General features: G+C 43.3%; 13 protein-coding genes. 3 read left to right on the top strand and 10 right to left on the bottom strand.

Features of this window, described 5'->3' with window-relative positions; translation table 11 throughout:
* Window positions 1-85: 85 nt before the first annotated feature.
* The 5 genes from accB to pdxA all read right to left on the bottom strand — a co-directional run bounded on the left by accB (window position 86) and on the right by pdxA (window position 3,684).
* Window positions 86-580: an acetyl-CoA carboxylase biotin carboxyl carrier protein gene (gene accB, locus J0X14_RS02070; RefSeq protein WP_207096092.1), complete on the bottom strand. Its 495-nt coding sequence runs from the start codon at window positions 578-580 to the stop codon at window positions 86-88.
* Window positions 581-605: 25 nt separating this feature from the next.
* Window positions 606-1,604, bottom strand: a complete 999-nt coding sequence (locus tag J0X14_RS02065) for a beta-ketoacyl-ACP synthase III (RefSeq protein ID WP_207096091.1) — start codon at window positions 1,602-1,604, stop codon at window positions 606-608.
* Between the two features lie 175 nt (window positions 1,605-1,779).
* Complete coding sequence (gene rpmF / locus J0X14_RS02060; protein WP_207096090.1) at window positions 1,780-1,980, bottom strand: 50S ribosomal protein L32; 201 nt, start codon at window positions 1,978-1,980, stop codon at window positions 1,780-1,782.
* 7 nt (window positions 1,981-1,987) lie between these two features.
* The gene (locus J0X14_RS02055; protein ID WP_207096089.1) at window positions 1,988-2,518 is read right to left on the bottom strand and encodes a YceD family protein; all 531 of its coding nucleotides are present in this window, start codon (window positions 2,516-2,518) and stop codon (window positions 1,988-1,990) included.
* A gap of 113 nt (window positions 2,519-2,631) precedes the next feature.
* Window positions 2,632-3,684: a 4-hydroxythreonine-4-phosphate dehydrogenase PdxA gene (pdxA, locus tag J0X14_RS02050; protein ID WP_207096088.1), complete on the bottom strand. Its 1,053-nt coding sequence runs from the start codon at window positions 3,682-3,684 to the stop codon at window positions 2,632-2,634.
* 58 nt (window positions 3,685-3,742) lie between these two features.
* On the opposite strand from pdxA, the gene J0X14_RS02045 reads away from it, so the two are divergent.
* Window positions 3,743-4,333 (top strand): riboflavin synthase, encoded by a 591-nt coding sequence (locus J0X14_RS02045; protein ID WP_207096087.1) that lies wholly within the window; start codon window positions 3,743-3,745, stop codon window positions 4,331-4,333.
* Window positions 4,334-4,408: 75 nt separating this feature from the next.
* On the top strand, window positions 4,409-5,164 hold the full coding sequence (locus J0X14_RS02040; protein WP_207096086.1) for a sulfite exporter TauE/SafE family protein: 756 nt from the start codon (window positions 4,409-4,411) through the stop codon (window positions 5,162-5,164).
* Window positions 5,165-5,221: 57 nt separating this feature from the next.
* On the opposite strand, the gene J0X14_RS02035 is transcribed toward J0X14_RS02040, so the two are convergent.
* On the bottom strand, window positions 5,222-7,837 hold the full coding sequence (locus J0X14_RS02035) for a M14 metallopeptidase family protein (RefSeq protein ID WP_207096085.1): 2,616 nt from the start codon (window positions 7,835-7,837) through the stop codon (window positions 5,222-5,224).
* A gap of 201 nt (window positions 7,838-8,038) precedes the next feature.
* Window positions 8,039-8,875, bottom strand: a complete 837-nt coding sequence (locus J0X14_RS02030) for a sialate O-acetylesterase (protein WP_242527892.1) — start codon at window positions 8,873-8,875, stop codon at window positions 8,039-8,041.
* Window positions 8,876-9,167: 292 nt separating this feature from the next.
* Here J0X14_RS02030 and J0X14_RS02025 point away from each other — a divergent pair, with 292 nt between their 5' ends.
* Window positions 9,168-10,184, top strand: coding sequence for a glycoside hydrolase family 5 protein (locus J0X14_RS02025; RefSeq protein WP_207096083.1), 1,017 nt, complete (start codon window positions 9,168-9,170; stop codon window positions 10,182-10,184).
* 39 nt (window positions 10,185-10,223) lie between these two features.
* On the opposite strand, the gene J0X14_RS02020 is transcribed toward J0X14_RS02025, so the two are convergent.
* From J0X14_RS02020 to J0X14_RS02010, 3 genes are all read right to left on the bottom strand, one after another.
* On the bottom strand, window positions 10,224-11,942 hold the full coding sequence (locus J0X14_RS02020; protein ID WP_207096082.1) for a glycosyl hydrolase: 1,719 nt from the start codon (window positions 11,940-11,942) through the stop codon (window positions 10,224-10,226).
* Window positions 11,943-11,954: 12 nt separating this feature from the next.
* Window positions 11,955-13,034: a glycoside hydrolase family 5 protein gene (locus tag J0X14_RS02015; RefSeq protein ID WP_207096081.1), complete on the bottom strand. Its 1,080-nt coding sequence runs from the start codon at window positions 13,032-13,034 to the stop codon at window positions 11,955-11,957.
* A gap of 78 nt (window positions 13,035-13,112) precedes the next feature.
* A complete protein-coding gene (locus J0X14_RS02010) occupies window positions 13,113-15,602 on the bottom strand; it encodes a glycan-binding surface protein (protein WP_207096080.1) in 2,490 nt (829 codons plus the stop codon).
* Window positions 15,603-15,606 lie beyond the last annotated feature (4 nt).

The following is a 15,606-nucleotide window of genomic DNA, read 5'->3' as shown; positions in this document are numbered from 1 at the left end:
TACAATTTTAAAGTCTGGATTCTAAATTTTAAATGGTTTTAAACAACTAGCAATTAGTCACTTAAAATTTAGCATTTAAAATTATCTATGATGGGTCTACCAAAAATAAAGGCTGGTCAAATTCAACAGGAGAAGAATCTTCAACCAAAACTTTTACAATTTTACCAGAAACTTCAGACTCAATATCATTGAAAAGTTTCATCGCCTCGATTACACAAAGCACATCGCCTTGGCTCACCGTGGAACCTACTTCAACAAAGGGCGGTTTGTCTGGTGAAGGCTTTCTATAAAATGTTCCAATAATAGGCGATTTTATAGTGATGTATTTGGAATCATCAGATTTTGCTGCTGATTCGGTCTTGGTTGCTGCGGGTTCTTGTGCTGCAGGCGCCTGGGCCACTTGAGGAGCAGTCTGTGCTTGGGGTACAGGTATTTGCTGTACAATGGTTGTTTCTGGGGAACTTGAGCCAAGAGCGCCGGTTCTAATCGTGATCTTGAGGTCTTCCATCTCCAATTTCACCTCGCTGGCGCCCGATTTGGCGACAAACTTGATCAAACTTTGAATTTCCTTAATGTCCATGGAATATGATTTAGTTAGTAGTGTGCTATTTTGAATTATAGGCCCATTTTAAATAAATGGATCCCCATGTAAACCCTCCACCAAAGGCGGCAAAAATTAAATTATCCCCTTTCTTCAGTTGTTTTTCATAATCAAATAACAACAAGGGTAATGTAGCGGAAGTTGTATTTCCGTACCGATCTATATTGATCATCACCTTTTCAGGGGCTACGCCCATCCGGTTGGCAGTAGCATCAATAATCCGTTTGTTGGCCTGATGTGGTACCAACCACTGCACATCTTCATGGGTAAGATTGTTCCGTTCCATGATTAGTGCGGATACATCGGCCATATTGGAAACGGCAAACTTAAAAACAGACTTGCCGTCCTGGTATACGTAATGTTGTTTGTTCTTTACCGTTTCTTCGGATGCAGGCAGAATAGAGCCTCCAGCATCAATCTTTAAAAACTGTCGTCCCACACCATCAGACCGCAAGTACTCATCCTGTAGGCCAAAACCTTCTTCATTGGGTTCAAAAAGAACCGCTCCGGCACCATCACCAAAAATGATGCATGTGGTACGATCGGTATAATCAATGATGGATGACATTTTATCGGCACCTATCACCAAAATTTTCTTATATCTTCCAGATTCAATATAACTGGCTGCGGTAGACATTCCGTACAAGAAGCTGGAACATGCTGCTTGAAGATCATAAGCAAATGCGTTCTCGGCTCCTATTTGCGATGCCACATAGGCCGCAGTTGATGCAACCATAAGGTCTGGAGTTGCTGTGGCCACCAGCACAAAATCTATTTCAGTAGGGTCTACCCCGCTTTTTTGTATTAAATCCTCGGCCGCTTTAATGGCCATGTATGAGGTTCCGGCGTTTTCTTCTTTTAAGATTCTTCGTTCTTTGATTCCGGTCCGGGTGGTGATCCATTCATCATTGGTGTCTACCATGGTTTCCAGTACCTTGTTGGATAGAACGAAATCAGGAACATATCCTCCTACAGCTGTGATTGCCGCTGTTGTTTTTTTCATTTTAGCGTCTCTTTTTTTGTCAAAAACATTGAAATTTGACCCAAAAGCGGTGAAAATTAGTCATTTTATATGACTTTTTCGTCAAAACGGGTTCGTTTTTAAATCAGAATATGGGGTCATAAAAAAACTCCCGTTGCAGAATAACGGGAGTTGGTTTAGGATGAGAAGGTTGCGGTTAGGCCGCAGTTTCTTCTTCTGTTTTGTCAATCAAAACTTGACCTCTGTAATACAATTTGCCCTCATGCCAGTGCGCTCTGTGGTACAAGTGCATTTCACCGGTTGTTGAATCTTTGGCAATGGTAGGGGCCACAGCTTTGTAGTGGGTTCTTCTTTTGTCCCTTCTGGTCTTTGATGTTTTTCTTTTAGGATGTGCCATTATAAACCTATTTGTCCGTTAGTAACTTTTTTAAATCATCCCATCTGGGATCTGTTTTTTCTGATGGTTTCTTTTCCTCTTTTGGTTGTAATTCCTCCAACCTGTCCAAGATATCGGATTGTAACGTTCCATCCTGTACGCCAGGGTGAACCCGTTTTTGAGGAACGGCCAACACCAACATCTCATAGACATACTGTGCAATGTTGAATTGGTGCTCTCCATGGGGAATGATAAGAATTTCATCATCCTCATCATTGTATTCCTCCCCAAACTTAATCACCAAATGCAAATCTGAACTGATGGGTTGATCATACGGTTCCCCTGTAAGATCACAGTCCACATTTACGGTGCCCTTCGCTTCTATTTCAAGTTCCATCATGGTGCTCATTTTTTCCAAAATGGCAGTCACTTGAACGGAAGCTCCGTTAAATTCTTGGTATTCAAAAGATTCAAAGAACGAATTATCAATCTCGTACACAAATTCATGTTTTCCCAACTTCAATCCTGAAAAAGGGATAAAAAACTCCTTCAGCTTCATCGTTTCTACACTTAGGGTTTGTGTACCAGCCTGTAAAGGCGGGTGCAAAGATACTACTTATTTGCAAAACTGCAATTCCAAAGCTAACAAATATCAAATCCAAGCACAAGTTTTTAACTGGCTCTCTTTGTCTTTTGTTTTTGCAATGGGTTTTGCGTCAATTCCATATACTCTGAACGGTTCTTAAAGACTTTAATTGCCATAAAAACCGCTTCTTTAAACGAACTCTCATCAGCTTTTCCTTTTCCTGCTATCTCATAGGCGGTACCATGGTCTGGTGAGGTACGAACCCGTTCCAATCCTGCAGTATAATTCACGCCTTTTCCAAAGGAAAGGGTTTTGAACGGAATCAACCCTTGATCATGATAGGCCGCCAAAATCGCATCAAACTGGGCATGGGTGTTGGAGCCAAAGAAACTATCTGCAGAATAGGGACCATACACCAAAGTACCCTTGTTGAACATTTCCTGAATCACTGGCTTCATGATTTTATCGTCTTCTTCGCCAATGGTTCCGTTGTCACCGCTATGCGGGTTTATACCCAACAACGCGATTTTTGGGCGACGTATCCCAAAATCCATTTGGAGCGACTTCTCCATAGTAGTTACTTTATGTCGAATCAATTTTGGTGTAATCGCTTGGGCCACATCTTTTACCGCGATGTGATCGGTTAACAATCCTACCCGAAGGGTATCGGCCACCATGAACATCAGGCTTTCGCCATTGAGTTCCTGGGCCAGAAAGTCGGTATGGCCTGGAAATTTAAAATCATCGGCCTGCACATTGTTCTTATTGATAGGGGCCGTAACCAACACATCAATCTTTTCTTCCTTCAAGGCTGTAACGGCCGCTCGCAGGGATTTAATGGCGTATTTTCCCCCTTCTTCCGTGGCCTTCCCATATTCAATATTGGGAACTTCTTTCCACACATTTACAATATTGATTTTTCCTTCCACCACCTGGGATGCATCTCTAACTCCATTAAAGGTAATATCGATGCCCAAATCCGATTTTTGTTGGGAAATGGTCTTGTTCGATGCAAAAATGACCGGGGTACAGAAATCCAACATTCTGGCATCTTCAAAAGTCTTGAGTGCCACTTCGCACCCTATGCCATTAAGGTCCCCAATGGAAATCCCGAGCTTTATTTTTGGCGTTTCTTTCATAGAATCAATACTGATATAGCTACTTTTGCACTACAAAGCTAGTCAATTAAAAAGATTCATGTTCACAGGTATAATAGAGACTTTGGGGAAAGTTGAAAAGCTCGAAAAAGAAGGCGGAAATTTGCACATTACCGTTTCTTCCAGCATCACCCATGAATTGAAAATAGATCAGAGCGTATCCCACAACGGGGTATGCCTTACCGTGGTTTCCATTGAAGGTGATTCATATACCGTCACAGCTATCCAAGAGACCTTGGACAAGACCAGTTTGGGCACTTTACATGTAGGAGATGCCGTAAACTTGGAGCGCGCCATGCTTTTGGGTGCTCGATTGGACGGCCATATAGTCCAAGGGCATGTGGACCAAACCGCTGTTTGTACTTCCATTGCAGAAAAAGATGGAAGTTGGTTTTTTACTTTCCAGTACGACCCAAAATTGAGTAACATTACCATTGAAAAAGGTTCCATCACCGTGGATGGCGTAAGCCTTACCGTGGTCGATTCCAAAAAGGACAGTTTTAGTGTTGCCATTATCCCGTACACTTATGAACACACGCGGTTCCATTCCTATAAAAAAGGTACTGTAGTAAATCTGGAATTTGATGTGGTGGGTAAGTATGTGGCCCGTCTGATGGAATTGCGAGGCTGATTTTCCATTCTTAATCTTCCCATGAAACCCAAGATATCTTTTTGGGTTATTTTTGTATCTGACCAAAACCATTGAATGGACCTTTCTCCCATATCCCAAATTTCAATCGCCTCTTGGGTCTTGGCAGCCACGGCAACCTTTCTTTTGGGAATATCAAAAGCCGGTTTAAAAGGGATGTCCATTTTCAATGTGACCTTAATGGCGTTGGCTTTTGGCTCCAAAGCTTCAACAGGTTTGTTCGTTCCCTTATTGATTGTTGGAGACATCTTTGCGGTTATCTATTATAATCGGCACACCCAGTGGAAACATATTATTAGGTTTCTTCCTTGGATGATATTGGGTATCCTCGTTGGAGTGCTCGTTGGGAAAGACCTTCCAGAGTGGGAGTTCAAATGGGGTATGGTCACCGTAATTTTTATCAGTTTGGGGATGCTGTACTGGTGGGACCGACGAAAAACGGAACATGTTCCTACGCATTGGCTATTTGCAGGGTCTATGGGTGTCATGGCCGGGATCTGCACTATGATTGGAAATTTGGCTGGCGCCTTCACCAACATTTTCTTTTTGGGCATGCGATTGCCTAAAAACGAATTCGTAGGTACTGCGGCCTGGCTCTTTTTTATTACCAACACCTTTAAGCTTCCGTTTCACATCTTCGTTTGGAAAACGGTTACTGTGGAAAGCCTTATGATTAACCTTCGTTTGTTACCGGCTATTTTGGTGGGACTCTTTCTTGGGGTGGTCATTGTAAAGAAAATCAACGAAAAAAATTACAAGCGATTTATTTTGATTGTAACTGCTATTGGGGCGGTGGCGATTCTGTTTCGTTGATTTAAAACAAAAACCCACCAGTAGTTGATGGGTTTTCAATTACTTTTTCAATACTTTCTAATCGGATGCACCCTCATAAATTGCATTAAAAATCAATTTATAGGTGCCACGAGGCTGTGCTCTAAATTGTGGCCTAAAAGCGTACAGAATCACGGCCCCTTTTCCATACTTTGCTTTTACCATGGCTGGTTTTTTGGCGATGTATTTGTTCTCTCCCATGGCCCAACCACTCATTAAAAGGTTCTTCTCGGCATAAGTAGCGATAACCTCAACCTCTGGTTTAGGGGCATCCTTAATGTCTTCTTTGCCTCCTTCACCCTCCTTGCTTTGCTTGTCAATGATAAAGGCTCTACTCTTATTAAAAGAGACAGAAACGGTATCCTTCATACCAAAAGCCAATGGGTTGGTGGTATCTATTCCCGTTTTGATCAAAGAACCCGGGATAAAGAAGTCCTTGCTGTCCACCCCCTCAACGGCATCTTTAAGCGGCAATCCAAATTGTTCAATCACAAAATCACTAGCGGCATCAAAAGCTAGCAAAGTGCCTCCATTTTTCACATAATTGCTCAGGGCGAGGGAACCATCCAACCCGATACCTCCTGTAAATTTTTCGGGCATTTCCAAAGGGGTATGACCATGCAATATGGATTTTTCTTCTTGGGATGGCAAGATGATAGCATCATACTTGGACAAGTCCACCGTTTTAATGTCCACATCGTGAAGGGTGTCGGTATCAAACGCATATTCATCCATAACAAAGCGGGTCCATCCTTCATCCATATTGGCCACCCACGACTTGTAGAGTCCCACTTTGGGTAAATGAAGCTTGGTCAATTGAACCTCGGGCTTGGCCATCAATCCTGTAAATTCCAAACCATATTCATCCGCCAAAGATTTCACTAAAGCTTCATCACCTTGGATTACAAAAGAACCTGCGGGAAGGGTTTGTTTTCCAGCTTTGAATGGGGTCATGGCCTTGTAAGCCGTTCCCCCCGACTTTAAAATTTTGTTTATGGCCGCAACTGAAGCATTGGTGTTTACACTTAGCGCGTAACCATAGGAACCCTTTCGGTTGAGGCTTCCCTCATAGTAACCAGCCAATTCTGTTACTTTTTCGGTGGAAACATCAAAGGGTTCTTTTATTTTGGCTACATCGATTCCCATTTGAAGGGGTAAGGTCCATCCGGCCAGATCGTAAGGGGTATCCGGAGGCCCACCTGGGTATTGAAAACGGGTTGGGTAATCCTGCTTTTCCATCAAATCCAATAAATAAGGTCGAAACGCCTGACCTCCATAAATTACATAGGATCCTTTTTCATATTTGGTGTCGCCAACAGTGAAATCCTTGGTTGCTTTTTCGATTTCAATGCCGCCTTGCAGCAACACATTGACCAAATTAACGGCTTCAAAGGAATCCCACTGGTCTTTGCCAATCACATAGGCAAAAGGGCCTTCGGTCTTGCCTTTTTCAATGGCCGAAGCACCCATTTTATAAATGTTGTAGAGGTAATTGTTTTTTCTATCTGCAGCCAAATCCAAAACGGCCCAAGTTGCGGTGAGCATGTAATCCACCGCATCCCTAAAATGGGATTCCCCTCCTTTCCACGGGTCCGGGTACATGATGTCCGTTCCATCGGTAGGCGTACCTCCAGCCACAGTTTTTGGCAATTTTTCAGGGTCGTAGAATCGAGGCGTAGGGGAGGTATGTCCTGTTTCGGTAAGGATTCCTATCATATTGTGATAGTACGGCACCGTTCTCCCACCGCCATTCCAGAACATGGTATAGAAATTATCGGCAATGGCGCCAGGCATATTTTCCAACGAAAAGCGCTTAGACATGGCGGAACCCACTTCGCTCACTCCGGCAGTTACAGCAGGATGAATCTTTGGATTCACCGGGTCAGCATACGGAGGAATGGAAATCTTGGTCCAAAACGGTGACGATTGGTGATGGTTGTAGACAATCTGTGGATACCATTCGTTGTACAATATTTTGGTGACATTATAGGTCTCGGGCATGGTGTTCATGAACCAGTCCCGGTTATTATCGTGCCCCATATAATAATGATAGAGAATGGGAGGTCTGGACGTTTCATAGGGTGTATCCCGGTTTTTTCGATACCAATCCACCACAATATCCAACCCATCAGGGTTCATTACGGGCATCAAAAGGGTTATCACATTTTCTCGAACTTTCTGCATTTCAGGTGTTTCTGAAGTGGCTAAGGTATACGCCAGTTCAGAGGTCATTTGACCATGGGCCAACTCTGTGGAGTGCATCCCACCATCAATCCAAACAATGGCTTTCCCTTCTTGTGAAAGTTTTGCGGCCTCATCATCCGCAACCTGAACTCTGGCCAATTTAGTGCTGATATCTTTCCATTTGTCCAGTTGCGCTAAATTTTCCTCTGTGGAGATAAATAGCAAGTACATTTTGCGGCCTAATACCGTTTCGCCAATCTCAATCTTTTTCACACGGCCCGAAGCGTTGTCCAGTTTGGTCAAATAATCTTCAATTTGAGTATAATCTGCCAATTGGTAATCGTCGCCTACATTGAATCCGTACACGTCCTTGGGAGATGGAATACTTTGTGCTACAATGAACGAGGTGAAGGCCAAAGTCATCACTACGGAGAATAGCAATGTTTTGAGGTTTGCAATTTTTGGAATCATTTTCTGAGTTAGTTTGAATTTGGTTGGAAATTACGGAATCCTGAGGAGTAAACTAAATCTGCCGGTCTTGAATTGAAGTTCAAAAGAAATCTTTTACAATTAGCCTTACTATTCTAACCGTTCATTACGGAATTGGTAACCCTTCTGCCCAAAGGTTTACAAAACCGTTAACATGATTAGGTATTTTACACTTCTTAGGAGTCAATCCAACAAGGAAAGCATTGTATAGGCATACCGTTTGCCCAACTTTCTATAACCTTCCGAATCAAAATGAGCATTGTCCTTCGCAGTACAGTTTTTAGATGAGATAATGTGGGTCGATTCAACGGCATTGGGCAATTCGTTGATAATGGCATTCATACTCGCACAGCAGCTATTTTCAACAGCAACCACCTCGCCGGCCAATAAAGGAACGTCCTCTGAACTCAAGGAAAGTTCTTCCAGGAGGTCGTTGTATATCTTTTTTACATACTGTGGCCAATTGGCGTCACCTGTATTGGTTTCTCCTTGGTGCAGCAAAATACCCTTGATCACCCCATCCTTTTGGGCAAGCTTTGCCAAATCGGTGAGATATTTGTAGGGATTCCCCTGATAGGCTTCCACTTTGTCCGTAAACCAATCCTCGGTGTAGGTGGAATCAAAATCCTGATAAAGGTCTTTATCAAACAAACGGATATCGCATCCACCAACAGCTACGCTTACAACTCCAACCCGTATGCTGTCTGGAAGGTTGGCAACCATGGTTCGCCCAAAATAATCTGCAGGGGAAAGACCTGAATAGCATTGGCACAGAGGAGGAACGGCCGTATACCAGTTGCCTTTGGTCCTGTTCATGTCGGGGCAATCCAAAGCCTGCATCACAAGAAAGCGGTTATCCACTTCCTTATCCTGGGCTTCAATGATGCCCTGCCCTTCCATATTTGATTGTCCAAAGCACAAATAAATATGCAGGTTGGGGTCTTGGGCATAACTTTTCCCTGTAAACAGCATAATAATGAAACAAGATAAAAACAGCGGATTGAGTGGTTTATTTTTCATAAAATTCATATGCTCTTTTGGTGTATAATTATGGGATTGTTTGGATGGGATTGCCTACCAAAATAAGAAAAAAATCGACCTAAAAGATACCTTAAATGAACAAAGGTCCGTCAAAGAAATTATGAAAAAGCCTTTGGGTGACGTCCATAGAAAAGAATCATGCAAAATCTATGGAAGTTTCGCGTTCTTATATGTCATTTCGCTGGATTTTGATATCAATTTGACAAAATTGTATCTGTTATCAGCCTGATAATTAACTAGATTTATAGGTTAAATCAATATCACGGGCAAGATGAAATTTCTAAAAAAATTAATCCTATTCTTATTTGTAAATGCATTTTTCCTGAATCTTTCCTTGGGTCAGGGTGGATTGGACCGAATATTAGTTAAGGGGAACAGCTTTGTAAACCAAAAAGGGGACACCTTGGTGTTTAGGGGAATGAGCACTAGCGATCCGGATAAACTTGAATTGGATGGGTTGTGGAACAAAAAATATTTTATTGAAATAAAGGATTGGGGCGCCAATTTGGTCCGATTTCCCATTCACCCAAGCCGAGTGCGCAACAGGGGGTTTCAAGAATATCTTAAGCTATTGGATGATGGCATCAAGTGGGCCGGGGAATTGGGCATTTATGTGGTGCTTGATTGGCACAGCATCGGTAATATTGAAACTGGAATCTACCTCTTGGATATCTATGATACCACCAAAAAGGAAACTTTTAATTTTTGGAAGGCGATGGCCGAGAGATATGGCAAAAACAATACGGTGGCCTTTTATGAAATATTCAACGAGCCCACAACCAACGGCAATAGGTATGGTACTTTGGATTGGGATTCTTGGAAAGACTTCAACAAAGAGGTCATAACCATCATACGCGCCAATGGAGGTGAGGGCATTCCTTTGGTGGCTGGGTTTAACTGGGCCTATGACCTTACGCCGGTAAAATGGAGCCCACTTGAGATGGAAGGAATTGGCTATGTAAGTCACCCCTATCCCCAAAAACGGGAAAAGCCTTGGGAGGAAAAATGGACCAATGATTGGGGTTTTGTCAAAGACAATTATCCCCTACTATTGACAGAAATGGGCTTTTGTGGGCCAGAAGACCCCGGTGCGCATATTCCGGTCATTAGTGATGAATCGTATGGGATTTCCATTACCGAGTATTGCGATACCCGGCAAATTTCATATTTGGTATGGGTGTTTGATATGGAATGGGCGCCCAATATGTTTACCGATAGAAAATTTACGCCTTCAAGACAGGGTAAGTTTTTCAAGGAAAAGTTCAAAAGCTATCCGTACAATAAATAAAACCTGTTTCTATTGGATTACTGAGTAAGGTAACTCTTATCAATTCATACTTGGGTCTTGGTACATATCCAAGGCCTGAATGTCCTCTTGAAATAGGGTTTTGGAGTTATTTTTGAACGCAATGAAATCATCTTTTGCCTCTTGCGGACTTTGCGCATTGGGAATGAATAGGTTGTTCTGACTACCGTCCCACGGAGCATTGAACCAGCCCAAAACCCATGCAATCCGGATGTCGCTACCACCTTCTTCAATGGCGTCGAGAATGTTGTCCGTCCAAAAATCAGTGTTGTCAAAAATGTAATTCTGTTGCCCGGTTTCTGTAAGCGCTGCTATCTTGTGGTGTTGTTCGGCAAAATCCGTCAGCTCGACCAAAGCTTGCTGTAATGAAGCTTTGCTTGGAGTATAATAATCAATTCCCACTACATCCACATAGGCATCGCCGGGATAATAACTTTCATCAAAAGGATAGTTTGGTGACCAAGCAAAAAGTATATGATCGCTGCGTTGCTTCATGTAGTCCACCGTCATTTGATACAGTTCTATGTAGAGTTCGGGTGAATGATTCTCCGTTTGCGTACCCCACCAGAACCAACCTCCGTTCATCTCGTGCAGTGGTCTAAAAATAATCGTGAACCCCAAATCGGTGTTAATGATGTCCAAAATCATATCAATCTCATCAAAATACCAATCCCTTGAGCCATTGAGGTCGTTTACAATATCATACATCAAACTCTTATCGGTATCCGTGGTAAGCTGGTCATAATAGATTTGGCCATCAGTTCTGCTCTGTTGATGAAAATCAAAGGTAACAATGGAACCATTTTCGTAAGCGGCCTTGGTCTCATCAATATGAAGTTGCCGCTCAGAAGCACTTTTGTACAGCATGTAATGAGGGTCGATACCAAACACGGCCGGATGGTCGCCAGATACATCCTTGCAATCAGAAGTATTTAAATCGTAATTCAATGCATTGAGCTGAAATGAAAGTGGAAACTCCTGCCCAAATGCAAATGTTTCGCCATAGGCCAATGCGGCCAAATTGTTCAACACATTTTGGGTCTGTTGAGTAGCCCCTGAATCAATGGGAGCAAAAACACCCAACTCACGAATTTCAACAGTTATGTTGTCCGTTCCCGATACTCCCTCTGCATCGGTGACCACAAGGGTTATTTCATGTATCCCAAGTGCCAATGCTACTTCTGCCATTTCAGTGTCCGCAATGATAGCATCATCAAGCATCCACTCATAGCTCATTTCCTCATCTTCGGGATCATTTGATGCGGAAGCATCCAAAGCCACCGATATAGTCTCACTGGCTACTGGTAAATATAGAATCATATCACTACCGGCGTTTGCCGTGGGGGGCTGGTTCTCATACGGATTGATGGTCACACTGAAAGTGGCCGTACTGCCATCCTCAGCTTTTACAGTATAAGTTACCCTACTGCTGAAATCATTTGTGGTAGACCCGGATTTTTGTACTGTTTCCCCAATATACACTGTGGCTCCTTTTGACACTTCAAAAATAGCGGTCAGATTTGTGATATTGGCATTACTGATCAAATCAGCTTCCAACTGACCTTGGCTCAGCCCTGAAAAGGTCAAATCTGGCAATTCTTTTATTGAAAATGAAAAGAGGGACTTGTTACTGCTTAAAAAGACGTCCTCCTCTGAATCACTGGAACAGGAATAGAGTAAAACAATCAGGAAAACTATTTTAAAATGTCTTGCTTTTCGGTTTAAAATCGATAGGTTCATCCATTGCATGTTTTAGTAGGCTTTATTCTTTTTTCTGATTTCATCCCGAACCATGGTTCCTGATATAGTTAAATCTTCTTCCGACCATCCTCCTGTTGTACTAGCCCCGGGTTTCAAGGCTGCAGAAAGTTCCTCCTTGTCCGCAATGGACCAATTGAGGTAGGATATTTTATGCTCGTCCAGAAAGTTCCACCATGTTTCCGATTCGGGTGCGTCTATGGATTCATCACCGGAGGCTTGGGTAACTCCGTATTCTGTCACAAAAATTGGGATGTTATTATTGATGGCCACCACGGCTTTGTCCCGAAGTTCTTGTTTATGCGTTGCGGCATAGTAATGCAAGGTATACATTACATTGGGGTCATCAATTTTTGCTACGATGACGTCCTCCACATCTTGTGACCAATTGGGTGTGCCACAGATAATCAAATTGTCAGGGTCGTGTTTTCTGATTTCGGCAATCACAGCTTCATGATAGGGTTTCAGTACATTTCGCCACGAAACGGCCAAAGGCTCATTATAAGGTTCATAAATGATATTGGGATAACTGCCGTACTTTTCAGCCATCTCTCCAAAAAATGCCACGGATTCTTCCAGATGGTTTTCAGCTTCATGATCGTGCCAATCAATAATCACATACAAGCCGTGCTCGATGGCAGCATCGACCACAGTCATTATTTTTTGTTTTTCCGCTTCGGGATTCACCAAATAACCTTCGTAATCAACAGCCAAAGCTGCCCTTACCGCAGTGCAATGCCAATCGTCCTTTAACCATTGCACGGTTTCATTGGTATAATATTTTCCGATCCATTGGCTCCAAAAAAAAGACATTCCCCTGAGTTGTGCTGGATTTCCATTTTGGTCGACCATTTTGTTGCCCTCTACAGATAGCTGCCCGTATTCCTCAACCACTGTGGTGAAGGAGGCTTGGTCATCGGTTTCATCATCCTTTTCCTCTTCTTCCGGTGTTGGATTGTCATCTGTGATGTCCTGAACGATTTCTTGCTCCGTGTCTTGCTGTGAAGAAGAACAATTCACTGTTATGAATAATAGCAGAAAGGTGCTGAACAGATATGAAAAACAGATTTTCATTGTAACTCTTTCAAATATGAAGATTCCCACAGGTTTTGATACTGTAGGAATCTTGCGAATTAAAACTAACTCAACTTATTATTGTTTTTCCTCGAATCTGACGTTGTCGATGGCGAAGTTCAAGAGGACATCGGCACCTTCGAAAGCCATTCCAAACTCGCTGTCCACCAAACTAAAATCGGGAACCCCTAATTCGGTCAATGGAATTTCAATAGTTATCCAGCCTCCGGTGTCCAAAGGTTCACCTGTATCAGTCCAAGGATTCCAATCATAGAAGGCGTCCACTCCATCAGCATCATTAAAGCGAATCCTGAACATTCCCGCGGAGAGGGGTTCAATGGTGTTAAGGTCGAACTTAAGGACATAATCATCCAAATTACTGCCCACCGTTGCGGCTCCGTGAAAGGTTGTGGGGTCGTTTCTCCAGAAAAGATCCTGCCAGCCTGTACCTCCGGTTTGGAAATTGGCGCGGCCATAACTGGAGCCGTCCAAAGTGATGGAAGGGTCATTTTCTGCGGCAACATTGCCCCACCAAGGACCATTGGCATCCCAATCGAAAAATACCAAAGCTGGGTCGTCCACTTCATCAGGACCACCGCAGGTATATCCTGGGGCATCAAATCTTACATTATCAATAGCAAAGTTCAGCAGGACATCAGCACCTTCGAAAGCCATTCCAAACTCGCTGTCCACCAAACTAAAGTCGGGAACGCCAAGTGCGCTCAATGGAATTTCAACGGTTTGCCAGCCACCTGTATCAAAAGGCTCTCCAGTATCATCCCATGGGGACCAATCGTAGAAGGCGTCCACTCCATCAGCATCATGGAACCGAATTCTGAACATACCATCAGAAATTGGTTCAATGGTATTTATGTCGAACTTAAGGACATAGTCGTCCAAATTGCTGCCAACGGTGGCAGCTCCGTGAAAGGTTGTTGGATCGTTTCTCCAGAAAAGATCTTGCCAACCTGTACCTCCGGTTTGGAAATTGGCACGACCATAGCTGGAGCCATCCAAGGAGATAGAAGGGTCATTTTCTGCTGCAACATTGCCCCACCAAGGGCCGTTGGCATCCCAATCAAAGAACACTAAATTTGTATCGCCCACAGGGTGTAAGTCACAATTTGGAGCTACTTCGATGCCCAATGCATCCAATAATTCTTCTGGAATCAACACCCTGTTCACTTCATGTATGATGCCATTGGTGGCACCAATATTGGCATCGACTACTTGGGAAGGAATGGCATCTGAAAAAGAAGGTCTTAATCTAATGGCATCACTAGCGCTCACATCGAACGAATCGCCCAGAACTGTAGTTACAGAACTGCCATCCGTAAGCTGGGATTCAACAAGACTTCCTGCATACAGGTGGTATTCCAATAGTTTTCTAAGCGCGTCTATTTCTTCTGGAGTGTCAAAATCCTCCAACGCATTGAAATTGTCAATTGTAGAGAACAGTGCAGTAAAAGCATCATTGTTCGGTGCAAAAACGGTAAGGTTATCCGTGGTAAGGCTCTCTGTTAGGCCCGCAAGTTCAACTGCGGCCAAGAATGAGGTGTATCCTTTATCTTCCGATCTGGCCACCAAATCGAGGGTTGCACCTAGCATTTGTTGAAAAACAGCATCAGGCAGAAGCACTTTGTCCACACCATGCATAATTCCGTTTATGGATTGTACATCGGTAAGATTGATTTCCGCATCAACATAGGAGGCATCGTCAATGGTTGTCCCCGCCACCGAAAAAGATTCGCCCTGAGCCGTTTCAAAGGTTGTGCCATCCACATCGTCAGAAACCACATTGCTTCCCACTATAACATGGTACAACAAAACTTCTTCCAAGAGGTCATTGGGCACATCGGCCAACGTGGCATATCCAAAGGCTGCTTCCATCTGTACCATGAGCATTTCAAAAGCAGTATTATTTGGCGCAAAAACGGTAAAAGGCCCGTCCCCTTCCAAGGTTTCAACCAATTCAGCCTGCGTAATTGCAGCTGCCAATGATGTATAATCCGGATTGGCCACAACATGGTCAACTACCGTTGGAGGAAGAAGGAGATTGTCTACCATGTGAACCACACCATTGGTGGCTCCCAAATCGAACTGGCCTTGAACGGGTGATGCCACACCATTAAATATGATGGATCCTTCTGTATTGGTAAAAAAGCTAAGATTTAATCCATCCACTCCAGTTGCCATAGTCGTACGATATCCAGTTTGCAGATTGGCCGAAAGGTCGGCGGTCGTAGTGTTCCAAACATGGTTTAAGAGCGCGTTCCTCTGCTCCGCTTCTGTCATAGTCGATAAATCAACACCCGCGAAAGCCGCATTCACAGGCGCAAATACGGTAAACGTGGTGTTATTGGCCAATGTTGCATCCAAATTTGATTGTTCCAGGGCACCCAACAAGGTTGAAGTTTCCGATGAGCTTGCCAAGATTTCAACAATATTTTGATTTGGAGTCTCCGATTGTGGAAATACTTCATCGTCCTCATCACAAGAGGAGATTGTAAGGGTTGCCAAACCAACCAAAAGCAGTCCCTTTATTCCTTTCTGTCCAAAATATCTCATAGTT

The organism is Allomuricauda sp. CAU 1633 (assembly GCF_017313225.1).
In the GTDB taxonomy this organism is placed as follows: Bacteria; Bacteroidota; Bacteroidia; order Flavobacteriales; family Flavobacteriaceae; genus Flagellimonas.
This window is presented reverse-complemented; position numbering and strand designations above follow the sequence as displayed.

Bases quoted from the DNA above. Each gene is read 5' to 3' on its own strand.
- J0X14_RS02045 (WP_207096087.1), top strand. From the start codon at position 3,743: ATGTTCACAGGTATAATAGAGACTTTGGGGAAAGTTGAAAAGCTCGAA.
- J0X14_RS02025 (WP_207096083.1), top strand. From the start codon at position 9,168: ATGAAATTTCTAAAAAAATTAATCCTATTCTTATTTGTAAATGCATTT.
- J0X14_RS02030 (WP_242527892.1), bottom strand. From the start codon at position 8,875: ATGAAAAATAAACCACTCAATCCGCTGTTTTTATCTTGTTTCATTATT.
- J0X14_RS02040 (WP_207096086.1), top strand. From the start codon at position 4,409: ATGGACCTTTCTCCCATATCCCAAATTTCAATCGCCTCTTGGGTCTTG.
- J0X14_RS02055 (WP_207096089.1), bottom strand. From the start codon at position 2,518: ATGAAGCTGAAGGAGTTTTTTATCCCTTTTTCAGGATTGAAGTTGGGA.
- J0X14_RS02065 (WP_207096091.1), bottom strand. From the start codon at position 1,604: ATGAAAAAAACAACAGCGGCAATCACAGCTGTAGGAGGATATGTTCCT.
- rpmF (WP_207096090.1), bottom strand. From the start codon at position 1,980: ATGGCACATCCTAAAAGAAAAACATCAAAGACCAGAAGGGACAAAAGA.
- J0X14_RS02015 (WP_207096081.1), bottom strand. From the start codon at position 13,034: ATGAAAATCTGTTTTTCATATCTGTTCAGCACCTTTCTGCTATTATTC.
- accB (WP_207096092.1), bottom strand. From the start codon at position 580: ATGGACATTAAGGAAATTCAAAGTTTGATCAAGTTTGTCGCCAAATCG.
- J0X14_RS02020 (WP_207096082.1), bottom strand. From the start codon at position 11,942: ATGAACCTATCGATTTTAAACCGAAAAGCAAGACATTTTAAAATAGTT.
- J0X14_RS02010 (WP_207096080.1), bottom strand. From the start codon at position 15,602: ATGAGATATTTTGGACAGAAAGGAATAAAGGGACTGCTTTTGGTTGGT.
- pdxA (WP_207096088.1), bottom strand. From the start codon at position 3,684: ATGAAAGAAACGCCAAAAATAAAGCTCGGGATTTCCATTGGGGACCTT.
- J0X14_RS02035 (WP_207096085.1), bottom strand. From the start codon at position 7,837: ATGATTCCAAAAATTGCAAACCTCAAAACATTGCTATTCTCCGTAGTG.